19 protein-coding genes are annotated in these 17101 nt (G+C 29.8%); 9 read left to right on the top strand and 10 right to left on the bottom strand.

The genetic code is table 11. The features are described from left to right. Positions 1-62: 62 nt before the first annotated feature. The 4 genes from P3875_RS08490 to P3875_RS08475 are packed head-to-tail and all read right to left on the bottom strand — an operon-like array spanning position 63 to position 3370. The gene (locus P3875_RS08490; RefSeq protein WP_303443537.1) at positions 63-1439 is read right to left on the bottom strand and encodes an ATP-binding protein; all 1377 of its coding nucleotides are present in this window, start codon (positions 1437-1439) and stop codon (positions 63-65) included. Further along, the gene (locus P3875_RS08485) at positions 1436-2524 is read right to left on the bottom strand and encodes a glycosyltransferase family 9 protein (RefSeq protein WP_303443536.1); all 1089 of its coding nucleotides are present in this window, start codon (positions 2522-2524) and stop codon (positions 1436-1438) included. Before P3875_RS08485 ends, P3875_RS08490 begins: the two co-directional genes overlap by 4 nt. 22 nt (positions 2525-2546) lie before the next feature. Continuing rightward, on the bottom strand, positions 2547-2933 hold the full coding sequence (locus P3875_RS08480; RefSeq protein ID WP_303443535.1) for a hypothetical protein: 387 nt from the start codon (positions 2931-2933) through the stop codon (positions 2547-2549). A gap of 5 nt (positions 2934-2938) precedes the next feature. Then, positions 2939-3370, bottom strand: a complete 432-nt coding sequence (locus P3875_RS08475; RefSeq protein WP_303443534.1) for an NUDIX domain-containing protein — start codon at positions 3368-3370, stop codon at positions 2939-2941. 135 nt (positions 3371-3505) lie between these two features. On the opposite strand from P3875_RS08475, the gene P3875_RS08470 reads away from it, so the two are divergent. Then, positions 3506-3862: an MmcQ/YjbR family DNA-binding protein gene (locus P3875_RS08470; protein ID WP_303443533.1), complete on the top strand. Its 357-nt coding sequence runs from the start codon at positions 3506-3508 to the stop codon at positions 3860-3862. 54 nt (positions 3863-3916) lie between these two features. Here the strand turns inward: P3875_RS08470 and P3875_RS08465 are convergent, their stop codons facing one another. Both P3875_RS08465 and P3875_RS08460 read right to left on the bottom strand, forming a co-directional pair. Next, entirely contained in the window at positions 3917-4318 is a 402-nt protein-coding gene (locus P3875_RS08465; RefSeq protein ID WP_303443532.1) for a CCC motif membrane protein, read from the bottom strand. 21 nt (positions 4319-4339) lie between these two features. Beyond that, a complete protein-coding gene (locus tag P3875_RS08460) occupies positions 4340-4612 on the bottom strand; it encodes a DUF2752 domain-containing protein (protein ID WP_303443531.1) in 273 nt (90 codons plus the stop codon). 57 nt (positions 4613-4669) lie between these two features. On the opposite strand from P3875_RS08460, the gene P3875_RS08455 reads away from it, so the two are divergent. After that, positions 4670-4861, top strand: a complete 192-nt coding sequence (locus P3875_RS08455) for a hypothetical protein (RefSeq protein ID WP_303443530.1) — start codon at positions 4670-4672, stop codon at positions 4859-4861. Continuing rightward, complete coding sequence (locus tag P3875_RS08450) at positions 4851-5414, top strand: Smr/MutS family protein (protein ID WP_303443529.1); 564 nt, start codon at positions 4851-4853, stop codon at positions 5412-5414. The genes P3875_RS08455 and P3875_RS08450 overlap by 11 nt, the downstream gene beginning before the upstream one ends. Before the next feature lie 12 nt (positions 5415-5426). Here the strand turns inward: P3875_RS08450 and P3875_RS08445 are convergent, their stop codons facing one another. Then, a complete protein-coding gene (locus P3875_RS08445) occupies positions 5427-6353 on the bottom strand; it encodes a hypothetical protein (protein WP_303443528.1) in 927 nt (308 codons plus the stop codon). A 93-nt stretch (positions 6354-6446) separates the two neighbouring features. Between P3875_RS08445 and P3875_RS08440 the strand changes: the two genes are divergently transcribed. From P3875_RS08440 to P3875_RS08430, 3 genes are all read left to right on the top strand, one after another. Next, entirely contained in the window at positions 6447-8183 is a 1737-nt protein-coding gene (locus tag P3875_RS08440) for an MFS transporter (protein WP_303443527.1), read from the top strand. 87 nt (positions 8184-8270) lie between these two features. Continuing rightward, positions 8271-9170 carry an EamA family transporter gene (locus P3875_RS08435; protein ID WP_303443526.1) on the top strand — a complete coding sequence of 300 codons (900 nt, stop codon included), beginning with the start codon at positions 8271-8273 and terminating at the stop codon, positions 9168-9170. Further along, positions 9171-10295, top strand: a complete 1125-nt coding sequence (locus P3875_RS08430; protein WP_303443525.1) for a cysteine desulfurase family protein — start codon at positions 9171-9173, stop codon at positions 10293-10295. It abuts the gene before it with no gap. A 39-nt stretch (positions 10296-10334) separates the two neighbouring features. Here the strand turns inward: P3875_RS08430 and P3875_RS08425 are convergent, their stop codons facing one another. Further along, complete coding sequence (locus tag P3875_RS08425; protein ID WP_303443524.1) at positions 10335-11579, bottom strand: tetratricopeptide repeat protein; 1245 nt, start codon at positions 11577-11579, stop codon at positions 10335-10337. Next, entirely contained in the window at positions 11569-14148 is a 2580-nt protein-coding gene (gene gyrA / locus P3875_RS08420) for a DNA gyrase subunit A (protein WP_303445433.1), read from the bottom strand. Before gyrA ends, P3875_RS08425 begins: the two co-directional genes overlap by 11 nt. 232 nt (positions 14149-14380) lie before the next feature. Between gyrA and P3875_RS08415 the strand changes: the two genes are divergently transcribed. From P3875_RS08415 to P3875_RS08405, 3 genes are read left to right on the top strand one after another with little or no spacing between them, the layout of a single operon-like run. Next, a complete protein-coding gene (locus tag P3875_RS08415) occupies positions 14381-15631 on the top strand; it encodes a dihydroorotase (protein ID WP_303443522.1) in 1251 nt (416 codons plus the stop codon). Next, positions 15631-15972, top strand: a complete 342-nt coding sequence (locus P3875_RS08410; protein WP_303443521.1) for a hypothetical protein — start codon at positions 15631-15633, stop codon at positions 15970-15972. The genes P3875_RS08415 and P3875_RS08410 overlap by 1 nt, the downstream gene beginning before the upstream one ends. A 1-nt stretch (position 15973) precedes the next feature. Continuing rightward, positions 15974-16621, top strand: a complete 648-nt coding sequence (locus tag P3875_RS08405; RefSeq protein ID WP_303443520.1) for an alpha/beta hydrolase — start codon at positions 15974-15976, stop codon at positions 16619-16621. A gap of 32 nt (positions 16622-16653) precedes the next feature. Here P3875_RS08405 and P3875_RS08400 read toward each other — a convergent pair whose 3' ends face one another. Beyond that, positions 16654-17100, bottom strand: a complete 447-nt coding sequence (locus P3875_RS08400; RefSeq protein WP_303443519.1) for a hydrolase — start codon at positions 17098-17100, stop codon at positions 16654-16656. Position 17101: the final 1 nt, after the last annotated feature.

Raw genomic sequence — 17101 nt, 5'->3', positions numbered from 1 at the left:
ACTTGTTTTAAACTGCCTAAAAAAAATGAAATATTGTTTTTAAGAACTAAAGTATTTTATTTTTATAAGGCTAAATCGGTTGGATTATTGTCTAAATTTTGCGATTTATCATCATCGGCTTTAAAACCTATTTTATTAATTGGTGCTTTTTTTGCTTGGAACGATTCTAAATCGGCTTCCATTTCTAGAATGCGATGTGGAAAATCTTGCCCCATGTTTTGTTTAGCTTCTATTAAAAAAATGGCACAACGTTTAATATATTCTGTTGTTAATTTTGCTTTGGCTTCGTTAAAAGATGCAATAAGAACCTTTTCGGTTAATTCGATATTTTTAGATTCGTCTTTTCTATGTAAAGCATACAATCGTTTTTTTAATGATTGGGTAAAATCGATTACCATAGTGTTTGAAAACAACCTCATTTGGTTTGCAATTGGTTCCCAAAACGATTTACATAAAGCATTGTGTTTTTTTAAAATGGCAAGTAAAGGCGATTTTTCTTCTAAGTTTTGAGTTAAATGATAAATTATCAACTGGGCACGTTCATCTGCATTCGGTGGAAAGATAGGTATTTGCATGTCAAATCTACCTGGTGCTAAAACTTCATCGTTTATTAAGTTTAAAATTTCGGCAGAACCTACTATTAATAACTCTTTATGAATATCTTTTTGTGTTTGACGAAGTATTGAATTTATTAAATCGATATTTTCGGGAAAATAATTAGGTTCGCCATTTTTACTTAATAGTTCATCAAAAGAATCAATAAAAAGCATGGTTTTAGGTTGCTGAATTTTTGTTTTTATAAAATGTGTAAAAGCATTTTTTGTAGACTTTATGTTACCTGCCAAATAATCTTTATACACATGAACAAATTCATAACCAATCATTTGTGCAATTTGGTGCGCCCAGAAAATTTTACCACTTCCTGGTGGTCCGTATAAAACAATACCTGCTGGTTTTGAAATTCCCCAAGTTTTAGATTGATCTATATTTATAAACGGATCTAACATATCGTTCAAATAAAAATACAAATCGGTATAACCAATTAAACGTTTGGTTGCATAATTATCAGTTTCAGGAAAGGCTTCATCAATAAAATCATAGGTTCCACCTAAATAAATATGTATTAAATAACTGGAAATATTTGTTTTTATGTTGGCCGCAACTTCAAGGGGAATACCGTTTGAAACAAAAAAATCAATTACTTTTTGTTCACTTACACCAATGGTTTTAGCAATTTCGGCAATTGTTTTTTCTTTAGAATGATCTTCGGCATATTTTTTAAGAAATGCACTGTTTTTTATAGTGAAATTTTTAAAATTTTCGGTTATATGAAAGGTTTCATCTATACAAAAACCTAAATCTATATTAAAATCGTATATAAAGTTTTGAAGACTTTCTAACGATATTCCTAATTGTTTTGATAAATCTTTTAATTTCATAATGTTTTGGTTGCTTTTGTATATTTACTTTTTGCTTGTAAAATAGCATCTACTTTTTGAATAATATTGGTGTAATTTTCAAAATTTGTATTTACAAAAGTACTGTTGTTGCCGTAAGGTGCATATACTTCTGTTCGAGTAACAGAAAATAACCCCAAAGTAGGGGTAAGGGCAGCGCTACTAAGGTGCATCATGCCAGAATCGGCTGCAACTACTAATTCGCAATTTGCCATAACCGATGCTATTTCGCGAATGTCTTTGCTGTAAAATGTAGGAAGTTTACGTTGCAATTGTGAAATATTTTCTACGGGTAAAATTTCAATTAAATTGTAATTTTGGGCGTATTTTGGATAAAATTCGTCATAAAAAGCTTGCCACCAATCTACTGAGTAACATTTAGCACCAGTAGCATAGGTAAAAAAAGCAATTGTTTTTTTTGTTTGGTTATTTGTTACGTTATCAAGTTTTGTTTTACCGCTTTGTAATTCGTTGGTAGATAGTTTAATATCTAAAACCGGAACTTCGTTTTTTTGAGGAGTTTGATTTAAAAGTTCTAAAAATTTACGAAAATTATACACTGGATATTTTGCAATATGTTCAAAATCGGAGAATTTACTTTTTAAATCTTCAAAATCATCGCCGTAAAATTTAAAATTAGCCGTAGGTATAATTGTTGAAATTCGGCCCGATGAAGAACCTTTTTCTACATTAATCACTAAATCATATTTGGTTTGTTTTAACGATACCCACGTTTTTAAATAAGCTTTAAAATCTTTAAGTGGTTTTTTGGGTAGTTCTATAATTTGGTTTACCTGTGGATAGTTCTCAAAAATAATAGGGGTAATTTTACCTTTTACAAATAGATCTATACTACAATTAGGAAAAGTATTGCAAATTTCTTGTACCAAAGGTGTTATAAGTAACATATTGCCCAACCTATGATTTGGTCGACTAATAAGTACGCGTTTTACATTGAATTGTGTTGCTTTTTGCTGCATTTCGCTTATAGATTTTTTACCAATATTTTGAGTAAGCGAGTGCATTATTTTTCTGCGTACTATGTTAGCCTTTGATTTTAAGCTCATTATTTTAATTGTTGTTAAATTTTTATTTCTGTTGTTTATTTAATTTGTTTTCTCGTTGCGATGTATACAAATAGATATTTGTTGTAAAAAACCATACAAAACCAAACAAAAACCATTTTAATACATCGGTAGTTCGTACAATTGCTTTGTTATAATCTTGTAAAAGTTTTAAAAGTTGTATATCTGTTTTAATATCGTTTGTAGTTTCAGGATATCCAAATGTTTCTAAAACAGGTGTATTAGGCAAACACAACCATAAAATACCTGTATATATTGCAAAAAGAAATAAAGATACCTTCATTTTGCTAAAAGCATCAATTTTTTTATTGTTAAAATATGCAAAATATGCAATAATATACATGCACAACAAAAATACAATTATATATAATATGGGTATTTCTTTAAACATATGAATTACATTTTTTTAATTATTTTTTGTTGTAATTTATTAAAAACTATTTGATCTAATGGTAATGAAAACGGATTTTTATCCAGTATTGATAACCACTGAACTTGTTTTATTTTAGGCTCTAAAATTTTAAGTTGATGTATGTTTAAAATTGTTGCCTTAAAATATAAAACTACTAATTGTTTTTGATCATTTGCCAATGAATTTACAAAGTTTTCTTGAATATAAAAAGGTTCTTCAACAAGAATGTCTAAATTTAATTCTTCTTTAAATTCACGTTTTAAGCAATCAACTATTCCTTCACCAAATTCTAAACCACCACCAGGCATTTTAGTAATAATTTTATTGGCAAACGATTCAGTTATGGTTAAAATTTGGTTATCTACAACGCAAAGCGCATATACCCTAATGTTAAATCCTTTAAAATGTTGTTCCATTTTCAAAATTATTGATATTTAGCCAAATTAAATTACAATTTTAATTTTTTTTAGAAGTTAATAAGCAAATTGTTGTATTATTAAAACAAATGTTTATTTTTGATTGATATTTAATAACTTAAAAATGAAGCTATTTTGAATAATATTGAAGATTTTAGAAATTATTGTTTAACATTTAAAGGGGTAAAAGAACGTTTTCCGTTTGATCAAACAACACTTGTTTTTTCGGTAATGAACAAAATGTTCTGTTTGGTTGATATTGATGATTTTGAATTTTGTAATTTAAAATGTGACCCTAACGAAGCAGAAGAATTAAGGGCACATTATAAAGGTATAAAAGCAGGATACCATATGAGTAAAGCACATTGGAACAGTGTTTATTTTAATAACGATGTTCCAAGTGATTTAATAAAAGAAATGGTTACCAATTCATATAATTTAGTGGTTAAAAGTTTAAAGAAAACCGATAAAACCTTGTTAGAAAATATGTAAAAAACAATAAAACCTTGATTTAATCAAGGTTTTATTGTTTTATAATAAATGTAATTATCTATTTTGTTGTGCCATGTTTATAGCATCTTGTATTTGTTGCATATAAGCATCCCAACCACCCATTTGCATTATGGTGTAAACCGAATAAACTAAGTTTAAAATTGATAATACAATACCAATAATGTTTAATATACGCGCAGTATTAACTGTTTCAACACCAACGTATTGTTTTGGATTAGCTTGATAAGTTTTTAAATCTTTATTGGCTAAAATCAAACCTATTATGGCACAAATTAAACCAATAATAGTAGTACAACAACATACAATTGAAATAATTCCTAAAACTAAAGAAACCGTTGCATTTGGTAATTTAACAGGCATAAAATTTGGGTTGCCGTTATTAAAACCTTGATTTTGATAATTAAACGGTTCGTTCTGATTTTGATAATTTTCCATATTTATTCTAAATGTTAAAATTTATAAACGTTTGTAAATATAAGCAAATACCATAATAATTGCGTTTACAATTGCTAAAAAAATAATTATTTTATGGTATTTTCGTTTTTTATCTATAAAATGTAAAAAAATAAAAATAAAAAGTAAAAGGGTTGTAAATAGTGCTGGGTACATTTTAAAAGCACCCACAATATCGCCTTGTAATAACAAATATAAGGCGCGTTGGGTACCACACCCCATACATTCAACCCCAAAAAGTTTTTTATGCATGCAAGGCAACATATATTCTTCCATAAATGTGAATATTTTTATTAAAAGTATAAAAGTAGTACTTTTGAAAAAAAGTTTACTATGAAAATTGTACTTTATATTGTTGCATTCGCACTAATGATTTGGGCTTTAATAGAGCAAACACAAAATAAACCAAATATTTACATTCAAATTGTTGCTATTGTTGTTTTTTTCTTTGTTATGAAAGACTTATTAAACAAAACACCGAGTAATTTTGATGCTAATAAAAACGATTCACCCGATGACAAATAAAATTGAAGTTGGATCTTTTGTTGAAGTTTTAGACGATAGTTTTAAAGGAAAAGTTGTTAAAATAATCAATAACAACGAAGCTGTTGTTTTAACGAATGATGGTTTTGAACTGACTTATTTTTTAGATCAATTGATACCTGCCTTTGAAGATTCCCTTTTAAAACAAGGCTCGAGTTTTTCAGCAATTGAATCGGCTAAAAGTCAAAAAATCGTTATAAAACATCATAAAGTAAACACAGAAAAAAAGTCTAAAAAAGAAGAGTTTACTTTAGAAATAGACTTACACATTGAAAAATTGGTTAAAAATTTTAAACATTTAACTAATTTTGATATTTTGAATATTCAAATTGATACAGCACGCCATCAACTAGAATTTGCTATTACAAGAAGAATTCCAAAAATAGTTTTTATTCATGGAATGGGTGAGGGCGTTTTAAAAACGGAATTAGAGTATTTATTTGGAAGATATTCCCAAATAACTTTTAAAGATGCCAACTACAGAAAATATGGCTTAGGAGCTACTGAAATTCATATAAAACAAAAATCCGAGTAAACTCGGATTTTTTTATTCGGTTACATACGCACCAATATTTTTATTTGTTATAACAAAATTACTGTTGTCTTTTGTAAACTGCGCTTGTATAATTTGAATACTGTGTTGATAACCTGTTACTTGATTACTAGCATTGGTAAGTACGGTTGTTGTTATTTGTACTGTTCCATTAGTAGCTTGCCAATCTTCAGCTATTGTTTGTGATGGAAAATCACAAAAACTTACGTCGCTTGGAATTGTTTTATCAAATACAAAATATCGCACAAATTGCGAATTATTTAAAGTTAAAGTTTGCGTTTGATTGGTAGTAGGAAAAACAAAATTTTCAGGTAATTGTAATTGCATTACTTCGTTTAAATTACGTGCAGTAAGAACCGATGAACAATTTTGAATATTTGTATTAAAATTAAAGCTTAACTTATTTGTTTTGTAATTAAATGTACCAAAAGGTAAAGTGGTATATTTTATGTTCGATGTTCCGTTTGAAAGCGTAATGTTTTCAAAATTAATAGTAAAAGCATAATTTACATTTACAGCATTATCAGTAACAACGGGTGTTAAAGTGCGTGTATAATGAATGTTTCCACCACCAAGCGATTGATATTCAGAAATTACTTTTGGGTTTGCAGGTGCTAGTGTAGCGCAAATAGTGTTTAAGTTTACAGCACCATCGTAGGTGCGATAATAAATTTGAGATTGTGAAGTGTTTAACGTTTTTCTTACGTTTAAATCAGATAATGTATCTAAATCAGTACCATCTACTCCGTTAGAAAAATCAATTAACAATAATTCGTTGTTGTTGGTTTTAAAATAAAGTTCTTTTGTACTACATTTTTGAATTTCTTTATCATTAAAATTCAAATTCTCAAATACTAAATCGCCATCATTACAAGCAGTTACAGCTGTAGCAATAGCAAATAAACTTAAAATTTTTTTCATTGAATAAAAGTTTGATACAAAAATAACTTTTTTAAATGCAAAATAGCTGTTCTACGTTCAAATTTTTATATTTGATAAATTATAATTTTAGATATGAATCAAACTGTAAAAACAAATTATCCAGCTTTATATACATTAATTGTAGTATTCTTTTTTTGGGGATTTATAGCAGCGGGTAATAATATATTTATACCTTTTTGTAAAGATTATTTTCATTTAGATCAGTTTCAATCACAATTAATAGATTTTGCTTTTTATACAGCTTACTACGTTGGTGCACTTATTTTGTTTGCATTAAGTAATTTAAAAGGTAAAGATTTAGTTACATACTGGGGGTATAAACGCAGTATTGTTTTTGGATTGTTGTTCTCTACAATTGGTGCAGTTGCAATGATTTTAGCTGTTGAGGCTAATGTTTATTACGGAATGTTAATTGGTTTGTTCACCGTTGCATTGGGTTTTTCGTTGCAACAAACTGCTGCAAATCCGTTTGCAATTCTATTAGGCGATGAAAAAACAGGAGCTAGTAGAGTTAATTTAGGTGGCGGAATTAATTCTTTAGGTACAACAATTGGACCTTTAGTTGTAGCTTTTGCTTTGTTTGGAACCACAGCAGCTGTAAATAACGATCAAATTAAATTATTAAGTTTAGATAAAGTTATACTATTATACATTTGCGTAGGTTTGTTATTTGTTGGTGCTGCAGCTTTGTTCTTTTTTTCAAAAAAACTACCCAATGGAAAAAGTGCTGAACCTATTGAGAAAGCACCAAAAGCATTAAATGTTTTATTAGTTATGACTCTTTTGCTTGGTTTATCTTTTGCACCAATATTTAATAGTTATCGCAGTAAATCGGCTTTTAGAATTGAACATTTAGAAAAACAAAAACTTACAAAACAGCAAATTGGTAAGTTAAACAGTAGTGAAGCAGCGGTTTATAAAACAAAAGAAAAACAAGTTGATTCAGAAATTAAATCTCTTAAAAAACCTTTAGACGCAAATCGATTTAAATGGTTAACTGTTGCTTTAGCAGTTGTGTTATTAGGTATTTTTACTGCGTATTTTTCTGCAAAACGCAATGCAACAGGTTGGGGAGCCATGAAATATCCTCAATTAGTTTTGGGCATGTTAGCCATTTTTACATATGTAGGAGTTGAGGTTGCAATAGGTAGTAATTTAGGCGAGTTGCTTAAAACATCTGAATTTGGAGGCTTATCTTCTTCAGAAGTTGCTCCATATATTTCAATGTATTGGGGCAGTATGATGATTGGAAGATGGGCTGGTGCTGTAAGTGCTTTTAAATTATCTAAAAATAAACAGTTATTTTTAACAATTGTTTTACCGTTAATTGCTTTTGCAATTATTTTAACTGCTAATACCTTAGCAACATATAATATGACTCATTTTTATATGTTTGTTGTGTGTGTTATTATACAAATTGCATTAATAATATTAACTAAAAATAGTCCATCAAAAACTCTTTTTGCTTTTAGTTTGTTTGGTATAATTGCTATGCTAGTTGGTTTAAATACTACAGGTAATATTGCTATTTATGCATTTTTATGTGGTGGTTTAGCATGTAGCATTATGTGGCCAGCTATTTATAATTTAAGTTTAATGGGATTAGGTAAATATACGGCACAAGGCTCGGCGTTTTTAATTATGATGATATTAGGCGGTGGTATAATTCCTCCAATTCAAGGTAAAGTTGCCGATATTATTGGCGTACACGCTTCATATTTTGTTTCATTACTATGTTTTGTGTATTTACTAATTTTTGCATTAGTAGTTGTAAAAATTTTAAGAAAGCAAAATATTGATCTTAATTAACGAAAAGTCTTAAAATGTATTGTTAAATTATCAAATCAATTTTATTTTACTGGAAAACTAGTCTAACTTTGCATTTTTAATTGTAAAATGCAAAATTTAAAATATTACCTAATTGCTTTGTTGGCTTTTATGTTATGGGGTTTTTTTAGTTTGGCTTTAAAACCTATTGCATATGTACCAGCTTTTGATATTTTGTTTTATAGAATTTCTTTTTCGGGGGTACTTATTATTTTATTTACCTTGTTTTTTAGGAGAAAAATATTTTTAAACGATTTTTCAAACTTTAACCGTTTACCTGTAAAAGAAAAAAAACAGGCACTAACTTTAACCTTAACAGGCGGAGTTTTATTAGGTTTTAATTGGTTTTTGTTTATTTATGTAGTAAATCAAATAAGTGTACAATCGGCATCGTTTGCTTATTTAATTTGCCCTATTATTACTACCTTTTTAGCACATTTTATTTTAAAAGAAAGACTACAAAAAATACAATGGTTTTCGGTTGGCATTAGTTTATTGGGGTGTGTTATTTGTTTTTTAAGTAATGCAAATAATTTAGTGTTTTCAATTATAGTTGCCCTTACATATTCATTATATCTTATTTCTCAACGTAGAAACATTTATTTTGATAAATTTAATAATCTGGTTATTCAAATCATGATTATTTTAATTTGTTCCATACCTTATTACCTTATAAACGGGTTTAGCGTTCCTGAAAAACCATCTTTTTACGTTTATATTTTAATAATTTCGGTATTTTTTACTTTGTTACCACTTTACATGAACTTGTACGCATTAAAAGGCGCACCAGCATCAAACGTTGGGGTTATGCTGTATATAAATCCTTTAATAGCATTTACGCTAGCAATCTTTTATTATAAAGAACACATAAACACTTTACAATTTGTGTCTTATTTCTTAATTTTGCTCTCGGTTTTTATTTTTAACTATCAAATCATATCTAATCTAACGAAGAAATTAATTAAGTAGATGAATCAAATATATTTTGACAATGCAGCTACTACGTCTGTAAGACCAGAGGTTGTAGAAGAAATGGTAAAAATTCTTACAAACGATTTTGGAAATCCATCGTCAACCTACTCAATCGGGCGACATACGAAGGCTTTAATTGAAGCATCGCGTAAAACCATTGCTAAACAATTAAATGTAACTGCAAGTGAAATTATATTTACATCTTGTGGTACAGAAGGGAACAACTGGATTATTCGTTCGTGTGTACGTGATTTAGGTATAAAAAGAATTATTACAACCAAAATGGAACATCATTGCACGTTGTATTCCATTCAAGAAATGGAAAAAGAATACCAAACACAGATTGATTATGTAAATGTTTTACCTAACAGTGAAATTGATTACAACCATTTAGAAGAATTACTACAACAAAATGTACCAACTTTAATTAGTTTAATGCATGTAAATAACGAAATAGGTACTGTTTTAGATTTAAAACGCGTTGCAGATTTATCTCAAAAATATAATGCATTATTTCATTCGGATACCGTTCAATCTGTTGGAAAGGTTGAAATTCCGTTAGATGAAATTGCTATTGATTTTATAGTAGCATCGGCACACAAATTTCATGGACCAAAAGGTGTTGGATTTGTATTTATTCGTAAAAAAAATGTTTTAAAACCACTAATTGTTGGTGGTGAACAGGAAAAAGGAATGCGTGCAGGTACCGAAGCACCACATCAAGTTGTTGGTATGGCAAAAGCTTTAGAGGTATCGTACCAAGAATTGAATGCAGATAGAGAAAAAATCACCAAATTACGTGATTATTGTAAAGCTAAATTAGAAGAAACTTTTGAAGGTGTACAATTTAACGGTAATGGTTCAACTTTCTATAATGTTTTAAATATTCGTTTACCATTTTCACCAGAAAAGGCAGCAATGATGCTTTTTCAGTTAGATATGAAAGGAATTGCTGTTTCACGTGGTAGTGCTTGCCAATCGGGTAGCCAAAAGCCTTCACATGTTTTAGCTGAATTTTTAGATGAAACCGAGCTTAAAAAACCAAGTTTGCGTTTATCATTTGGACATGAAAACACTTTTGAAGAAATTGATTATTTAATTGATGTTTTAAAAGCAATATAAATTAAAAATCCTCAGATTTAATCTGAGGATTTTTTAGTTTTATGAATTACTGTTTAAAAAAGCTTGAATTTGTTTTATTAATTCGTTTAAGTTTTCATCTTTTGGATTAATAGTTTGTGCTTTTTTAAAGTAGTCTAAGGTATTTAAATACACTTGCTTTTTTTCTTGCATTAACTCACTTCGCTTTTTGTCTGATGCTGCAGTGTTAGGTAATGCATTTATTTTATTGGTAACTTCTGCATCTTTTTGTAATTCAATATTACCTAAAGTTTTTAAAGCATCGAAGTTGTTTTTATTAAATGTAAGAATTTTATTTAATAAAATTGCTGCTTTGTCATTTTCACCATTCTTAAGCTTTATAACTGCTAAGTTAAAAAGTAAATTTTCGTTTTCTGGAAAACGTTCAATTCCTTTGGTAGCGTACTCTTCGTATTTATAAATGCGGTTGGTGTTGTAGTAAAGGTATAAAACATTTAATAAGTTGTTAATGTTGTCCTTATCTAATTCATATGCTTTTAACGTGTAGGTTTCGCCTTCGGAATAATTTTCTTTATTCAATAAAATTTGTGATAAACTTGCGTAAATACCAGCTTGAGCATTTTTGCTAGTAATGGTTTCAGGTTTAATATGCGAACCGTTTTTAACAGCTATATCACGCGCTTTTTTATCGGTACCAAACGATTCAACCATATTTGTGGTTTTAGCAGTTGCAACAAAAGTTTCAGTATCGCCATTATAATTTAATTTAATTAGCTCTTTTAATTTTGTTTCTGCGTAATCAAAATCTTTTGCATTAATAGCATCGTTTGCTGCATTATACAAATAAATGGTGTCTGTAGAACTTAGCTCATAAGCTTGTTCAAACAAACGACTTGATTTTTTGTAATTTTTATTTTTGTTGTTTTCAACAGCTTCGTTTACTAATTCGGCCAAAAGCGTATTTTTTACTCCTAATATTTCGGTAGTATATTTTTTACTTTTGGTGTCGTTTTCAAACTTTATTAATTTATTAATTGATTGAATAGCATTTGATCTATTCTCATTAAAATTAACCCCACTTTTTGCTAAATTAATTTCATTTAGTGCTTTATAATAATAATAAGCTGCTTTTTGATCATCGGTTGCTGTGGGTAACATTTTTTCTACAGTTGCTAATAAAGCTGTAGATTCAGTTGTGTTTTTTTTACTAACAAGTTTGTCTAATTCTTTTAACTCATTTTTTTGAGCAAAAGAAGATGAGCATGCTAAAAATAACATGCTCAATACTAATAATTTATTCTTCATTTGTATCTTCTTCGTCTTCTACTATTTCTTCATCTTCTTCAATTTCATCAACAACATCTTCTAAAATGTCGTTCTCATCAACGGCTAATAAATCTTTTTTCAATTCGTCATCCATTTCATTTTCATCGTCTTCATCGCGCATCACTTTCGCAACTGCTGCAATAGAATCGTTCCCTTTAATATTTATTAAACGAACACCTTGCGTGTTACGACCCATAACACGTAAATCAGAAACACGTAAACGAATGGTTAAGCCCGATTTGTTAATAATCATTAAATCATCGTTATCGGTAACTGAATTTATAGAAATTAACGCACCGGTTTTATCGGTAATATTCATTGCTTTAACACCTTTACCACCACGGTTTGTTTCGCGATAAGCATCTAAAGACGAGCGTTTTCCATAACCGTTTTCAGATACAACCAAAATTTCCGACTCTAAATCAGAAACAGTTACTAAACCAATAACTTCATCGTTTTCATCGGCTAATTTTATACCGCGAACACCCGAAGCAGTTCTACCCATTGGTCGAGTCTTTGATTCATCAAAACGAACCATTTTACCATTTTTGGCTGCTACTAATACTTTAGAATTACCATCGGTTAATTTTGCTTCTAATAGTTCGTCGCCTTCTTTAATTGTAATGGCATTGATACCATTTTGGCGCGGACGAGAATATTGTTCTAAAGCTGTTTTTTTAACCTGACCTTGTTTGGTACACATTACAATAAAATGGTTGTTAGTGTATTCTTCATCACGTAAATCTTGTGTACAAATAAACGCTTTTACTTTATCGTCGTTTTCAATATTAATTAAGTTTTGAATAGCACGACCTTTTGCTTGTTTACTTCCTTCAGGAATTTCATAAACACGTAACCAAAAACATTTTCCTTTTTGTGTAAAGAATAACATGTATTGGTGGTTAGTTGCAACATACATGTGCTCTAAGAAATCTTGATCACGTGTACCTGCTGATTTTTGACCAACACCACCTCGATTTTGTGTTTTATATTCGCTTAAAGGGGTACGCTTAATATAACCAGCATGCGAAATGGTAATTACCACTTGTTCATCGGCAATTAAATCTTCAATATTCATTTCCCCTCCAGCATATTCAATATGCGATCTACGTGCATCGCCGTATTTATCGCGAATTTCTGCTAATTCTTCTTTAATTAGGTTCATTCGCAATTCTTTACTTGCTAATAATTCTTGTAAATGCGCAATTAACTTCATAATTTCATCAAATTCTGCACGAAGTTTTTCTTGCTCTAAGCCTGTTAACTGGCGTAAACGCATTTCAACAATAGCACGTGCTTGAATTTCAGATAATGAAAAACGTTGAATTAAACGTTCGCGGGCTTCATCGGCATTTTTAGAACTACGAATAATTTGTATTACCTCATCAATATTGTCCGAAGCAATAATTAAACCTTCTAAAATATGTGCGCGTTCTTGTGCTTTTCTTAATTCGTATTCGGCACGGCGTGTAACTACATCATGGCGATGTTCTACGAAATAATGAATTAAATCTTTTAAATTTAATAATTGCGGGCGGCCATTAACTAAAGCAATATTATTAATACTGAATGATGATTGTAATTGTGTGAATTTATACAACATATTCAACACAATATTAGGTACAGCTTCGCGTTTTAAAACATATACAATACGCATACCTTTACGGTCAGATTCATCGCGAATTGTAGATATACCTTCAATTTTTTTATCATTAACTAATTCAGCCGTTTTTTTAATCATTTCGGCTTTGTTCACTTGGTAAGGAATTTCAGAAACAATGATACATTCTTTACCATCGATTTCTTCGAAATTTGCCTTAGCACGCATAACAACGCGACCGCGACCTGTTTTGTAAGCTTCTTTTACACCTTCGTATCCATAAATAATACCACCTGTAGGAAAATCAGGAGCTTTAATATGCTGCATTAGTTCATCAATCTCTACATCGTTATTATCAATGTAAGCTAATGTACCATTTATAACTTCGGTTAAATTGTGTGGCGCCATATTAGTAGCCATACCAACTGCAATACCCGAAGCACCATTCACTAATAAGGTAGGTATCTTTGTAGGCATTACTTTAGGTTCTTCTAAAGTATCGTCAAAGTTTAATTGAAAATCAACTGTTTCTTTATCAATATCGGCTAAAATTTCCTCCGAAATTTTCTTCATTCTAGCTTCGGTATAACGCATCGCCGCAGGGCTATCACCGTCAACCGATCCAAAGTTTCCTTGTCCATCAACTAATAAATAACGTAAGCTCCACTCTTGTGCCATACGTACCATTGCATCATAAACAGATGAATCGCCGTGAGGATGGTATTTACCTAAAACTTCACCTACAATTCTGGCCGATTTCTTGTGTGCTTTACTTGCTGTTACACCTAATTCGTACATTCCAAAAAGTACACGGCGGTGAACCGGTTTTAATCCATCACGAACATCTGGTAATGCTCTTGAAACAATAACGGACATTGAATAATCAATGTATGCCGATTTCATTTCTTCCTCGATGTTAATAGGAATTAACTTTTCTCCTTCAGAGATCATATTTCGTATTTTTAGTTCAAAAATTAACGTGCTAATATACTATTTTTTTGTTGCTTATCCTAAAATATCATTTGAAATGGAAAGTGTTAATTTTTAGCTGTTGATTTTTAGTGATTTATATTTTTAATTTTGGTTGGTTTAAGTGTAAAATTCATTGTGTGAAATAGTAGTAATGTAACCAATAATTTGTTTAATTTTGTAAGATTTTAAACAATACCCCATTTAAACAATGAATATCGTTATAAAAAATGCAACCATAGTAGATTCTACTTCTGAATTTAACCAAAAACAACTTGATATTAAAATTGAAAACGGTATCATTACCGAAATTTCTGAAAATATAAACGTTGCTAATTTTCAAACTATTTCTTATGAAAATTTACACGTTTCTAGTGGTTGGATGGATGCATCGGTTTCGTTTGGCGATCCAGGATTTGAAGACCGTGAGACAATTGAAAACGGTTTACAAACTGCTGCAAAAAGTGGTTTTACACATATTGCTTATCAACCCAATACGTACCCAGTAATTGATAATCAGGCTACTGTAAGTTTTGTTAAAACAAAGGCTGCAAATAATGCTACTTCGTTACATCCAATAGGTGCTTTTTCAAAAAATCAAGAAGGATTAGATTTAGCTGAAATGTTTGATATGCAAAATGCCGGTGCGGTTGCTTTTGGCGATTATAAAAAAAGTATTACTAATGCTAATTTGTTAAAAATTGGTTTGCAATATGCACAAGATTTTAATGGTTTGGTAATTGCGTTTTGTAACGATGCTACTATAAAAGGTAAAGGTGTGGTGCACGAAGGTATTGTAGCTACACAACTTGGTTTAAAAGGTATTCCGCCTTTAGCCGAAGAAATTGTACTTGCCCGTAATTTGTTTTTATTAGAATATACGGGTGGTAAAATGCATGTTCCAACAATTTCCACAGCACAATCGGTACAAATGATTAAAGAAGCTAAAGCTAAAGGTTTAAATGTTACTTGTAGCGTAGCTGTACATAATTTGGTATTAACAGATGAAGTTTTAAACGATTTTGATACCCGTTTTAAAGTAAATCCTCCTTTACGAGATGCCTTTCATCAACAAGCTTTAATTAATGGGGTTTTAGATGGAACTATTGATTGTATTACAACAGATCATTGTGCAATTGATATTGAGCATAAAAAAATGGAGTTTGATACTGCTAAAGACGGAACAATTGGATTAGAATCGGCTTTTGGTGCGTTGCTATCTAAGTTGCCTTTACAGGTTATTGTTGAAAAATTACAAGCCGCAAAAACAATTTTCTTAAAAGAAATATCTGAAATTAAAGTAGGAGAGAAGGCCGATTTAACTTTATTTAATCCTACCAAAGAATGGAATTTTACTAAAAACGATATTTTATCAAAATCTAAAAATTCTGCATTTTTAAATTATAAAATGAAAGGTTTTGTTTACGGAATTTATAATAACAATAAATTAATGGTTAAGTAATGAAGGTAGAAAATGTTTCAAAAGATGGAAAGTTAGCTGCTATAATTGCGCACTTAACCTTTTTAGGACCTGTAATTGCTTGGTTCATCAATCAGGAAGAAAAAGATAAATTTGGTAGTTTTTATATTAAACAATCGGTTGGAATATTTCTGTTATTTTTATTAATCAGCGCTATTTTACCAATTGTACCAGAATTTATGTTTATGCCTACTTTGATTGGCTTTTACATTTTTATTTTTATTTTATGGATTTATAGTTTCTCGGGAGCTGTTTCTAACGAATACAAATTGATACCGGTAATTGGCGGTTTAATTCAAAAACTATTTACTAAGAAAAAATAATATGCAAACACAATCTTTAACCTATTTAATTCAGGAACCAAAAGTTATTAAAGAAAAAAATCCCTTAATAATTTTAATTCACGGGTACGGTAGCAACGAAGAAGATTTATTTTCGTTTGCAACTGAATTACCAGCTGATAGTTATATTGTATCGGTTCAAGCACCTTTTCAGGTACCTCCTTACGGTTTTGCTTGGTATGCCATAACTTTTGATGCCGATATGAATAAATTTAGTGACGACCAACAAGCAATTGAATCTCGTGATTTATTGGTTGGATTTATTGATGAATTAGCTGTAAAATACCCAATTGATACAGAAAAAGTAAATTTAATTGGTTTTAGTCAAGGAGCTATTTTAAGTTATGCTATAGCAGTTACTTATCCTAAGAAAATAAATAAAGTAGTAGCTTTAAGTGGTTATTTTAACCCAGATATTATGCAACCAAAAACTGATTTAGATGCATACAAGCATTTAAAAATTTTTGCATCGCACGGAACTTTAGATCAGGTTATTCCTGTTGAATGGGCGCGTAAAACAGAACAGTTTTTAAACACATTACAAATAAATGCTCAGTATAAAGAATATCCGGTTGGGCATGGTGTAGCACCTCAAAACTTTTACGATTTAAAAGAATTTCTTACTAAATAATAAAAAAAACGTTTCAAATTTTGAAACGTTTTTTAGTATATCACAGTGTCAATTACTTTAAAAGTGGTTGTTGAATTGTTAGTGTAGTTGTATTTTATTAGTAATTCACCAAGAATACCTTCGCCATAAAAATCTATAATAATCCATTGATGATTAATTACAGACAATTTATTAACTTTTGCAGTTTGTCCATTTTTATCAACAGGCAACAAAGGGTTGCCACCTGTTAGTTGGTTTAAATTACTAAAATCTTGTACAACTTTTGTCATTACTTCTTCTAAAGGTTGTGGCGCAAATTGCTTTTGTGCGTTTTCATTTTTATCTATAGAAAAATATGCAGCTTCGTCGTATAATTTTTTATATATCTCTAACGAATCTTTAACCAAAACAGTATTTAATGCGTTTTTTGTATTTTTTTCTTTAGAACATGCAAAAACCAATAAGCTTAAAAGGGCTATCGATGTAAGTTTTAGTTTCATA

Source organism: Myroides sp. JBRI-B21084 (assembly GCF_030545015.1).
Lineage (GTDB): Bacteria > Bacteroidota > Bacteroidia > Flavobacteriales > Flavobacteriaceae > Flavobacterium.
This window is presented reverse-complemented; position numbering and strand designations above follow the sequence as displayed.

Bases quoted from the DNA above. Each gene is read 5' to 3' on its own strand.
- P3875_RS08490 (WP_303443537.1), bottom strand. From the start codon at position 1,439: ATGAAATTAAAAGATTTATCAAAACAATTAGGAATATCGTTAGAAAGT.
- P3875_RS08485 (WP_303443536.1), bottom strand. From the start codon at position 2,524: ATGAGCTTAAAATCAAAGGCTAACATAGTACGCAGAAAAATAATGCAC.
- P3875_RS08480 (WP_303443535.1), bottom strand. From the start codon at position 2,933: ATGTTTAAAGAAATACCCATATTATATATAATTGTATTTTTGTTGTGC.
- P3875_RS08475 (WP_303443534.1), bottom strand. From the start codon at position 3,370: ATGGAACAACATTTTAAAGGATTTAACATTAGGGTATATGCGCTTTGC.
- P3875_RS08465 (WP_303443532.1), bottom strand. From the start codon at position 4,318: ATGGAAAATTATCAAAATCAGAACGAACCGTTTAATTATCAAAATCAA.
- P3875_RS08460 (WP_303443531.1), bottom strand. From the start codon at position 4,612: ATGGAAGAATATATGTTGCCTTGCATGCATAAAAAACTTTTTGGGGTT.
- P3875_RS08455 (WP_303443530.1), top strand. From the start codon at position 4,670: ATGAAAATTGTACTTTATATTGTTGCATTCGCACTAATGATTTGGGCT.
- P3875_RS08450 (WP_303443529.1), top strand. From the start codon at position 4,851: ATGACAAATAAAATTGAAGTTGGATCTTTTGTTGAAGTTTTAGACGAT.
- P3875_RS08445 (WP_303443528.1), bottom strand. From the start codon at position 6,353: ATGAAAAAAATTTTAAGTTTATTTGCTATTGCTACAGCTGTAACTGCT.
- P3875_RS08440 (WP_303443527.1), top strand. From the start codon at position 6,447: ATGAATCAAACTGTAAAAACAAATTATCCAGCTTTATATACATTAATT.
- P3875_RS08435 (WP_303443526.1), top strand. From the start codon at position 8,271: ATGCAAAATTTAAAATATTACCTAATTGCTTTGTTGGCTTTTATGTTA.
- P3875_RS08430 (WP_303443525.1), top strand. From the start codon at position 9,171: ATGAATCAAATATATTTTGACAATGCAGCTACTACGTCTGTAAGACCA.
- P3875_RS08425 (WP_303443524.1), bottom strand. From the start codon at position 11,579: ATGAAGAATAAATTATTAGTATTGAGCATGTTATTTTTAGCATGCTCA.
- P3875_RS08415 (WP_303443522.1), top strand. From the start codon at position 14,381: ATGAATATCGTTATAAAAAATGCAACCATAGTAGATTCTACTTCTGAA.
- P3875_RS08410 (WP_303443521.1), top strand. From the start codon at position 15,631: ATGAAGGTAGAAAATGTTTCAAAAGATGGAAAGTTAGCTGCTATAATT.
- P3875_RS08405 (WP_303443520.1), top strand. From the start codon at position 15,974: ATGCAAACACAATCTTTAACCTATTTAATTCAGGAACCAAAAGTTATT.
- P3875_RS08400 (WP_303443519.1), bottom strand. From the start codon at position 17,100: ATGAAACTAAAACTTACATCGATAGCCCTTTTAAGCTTATTGGTTTTT.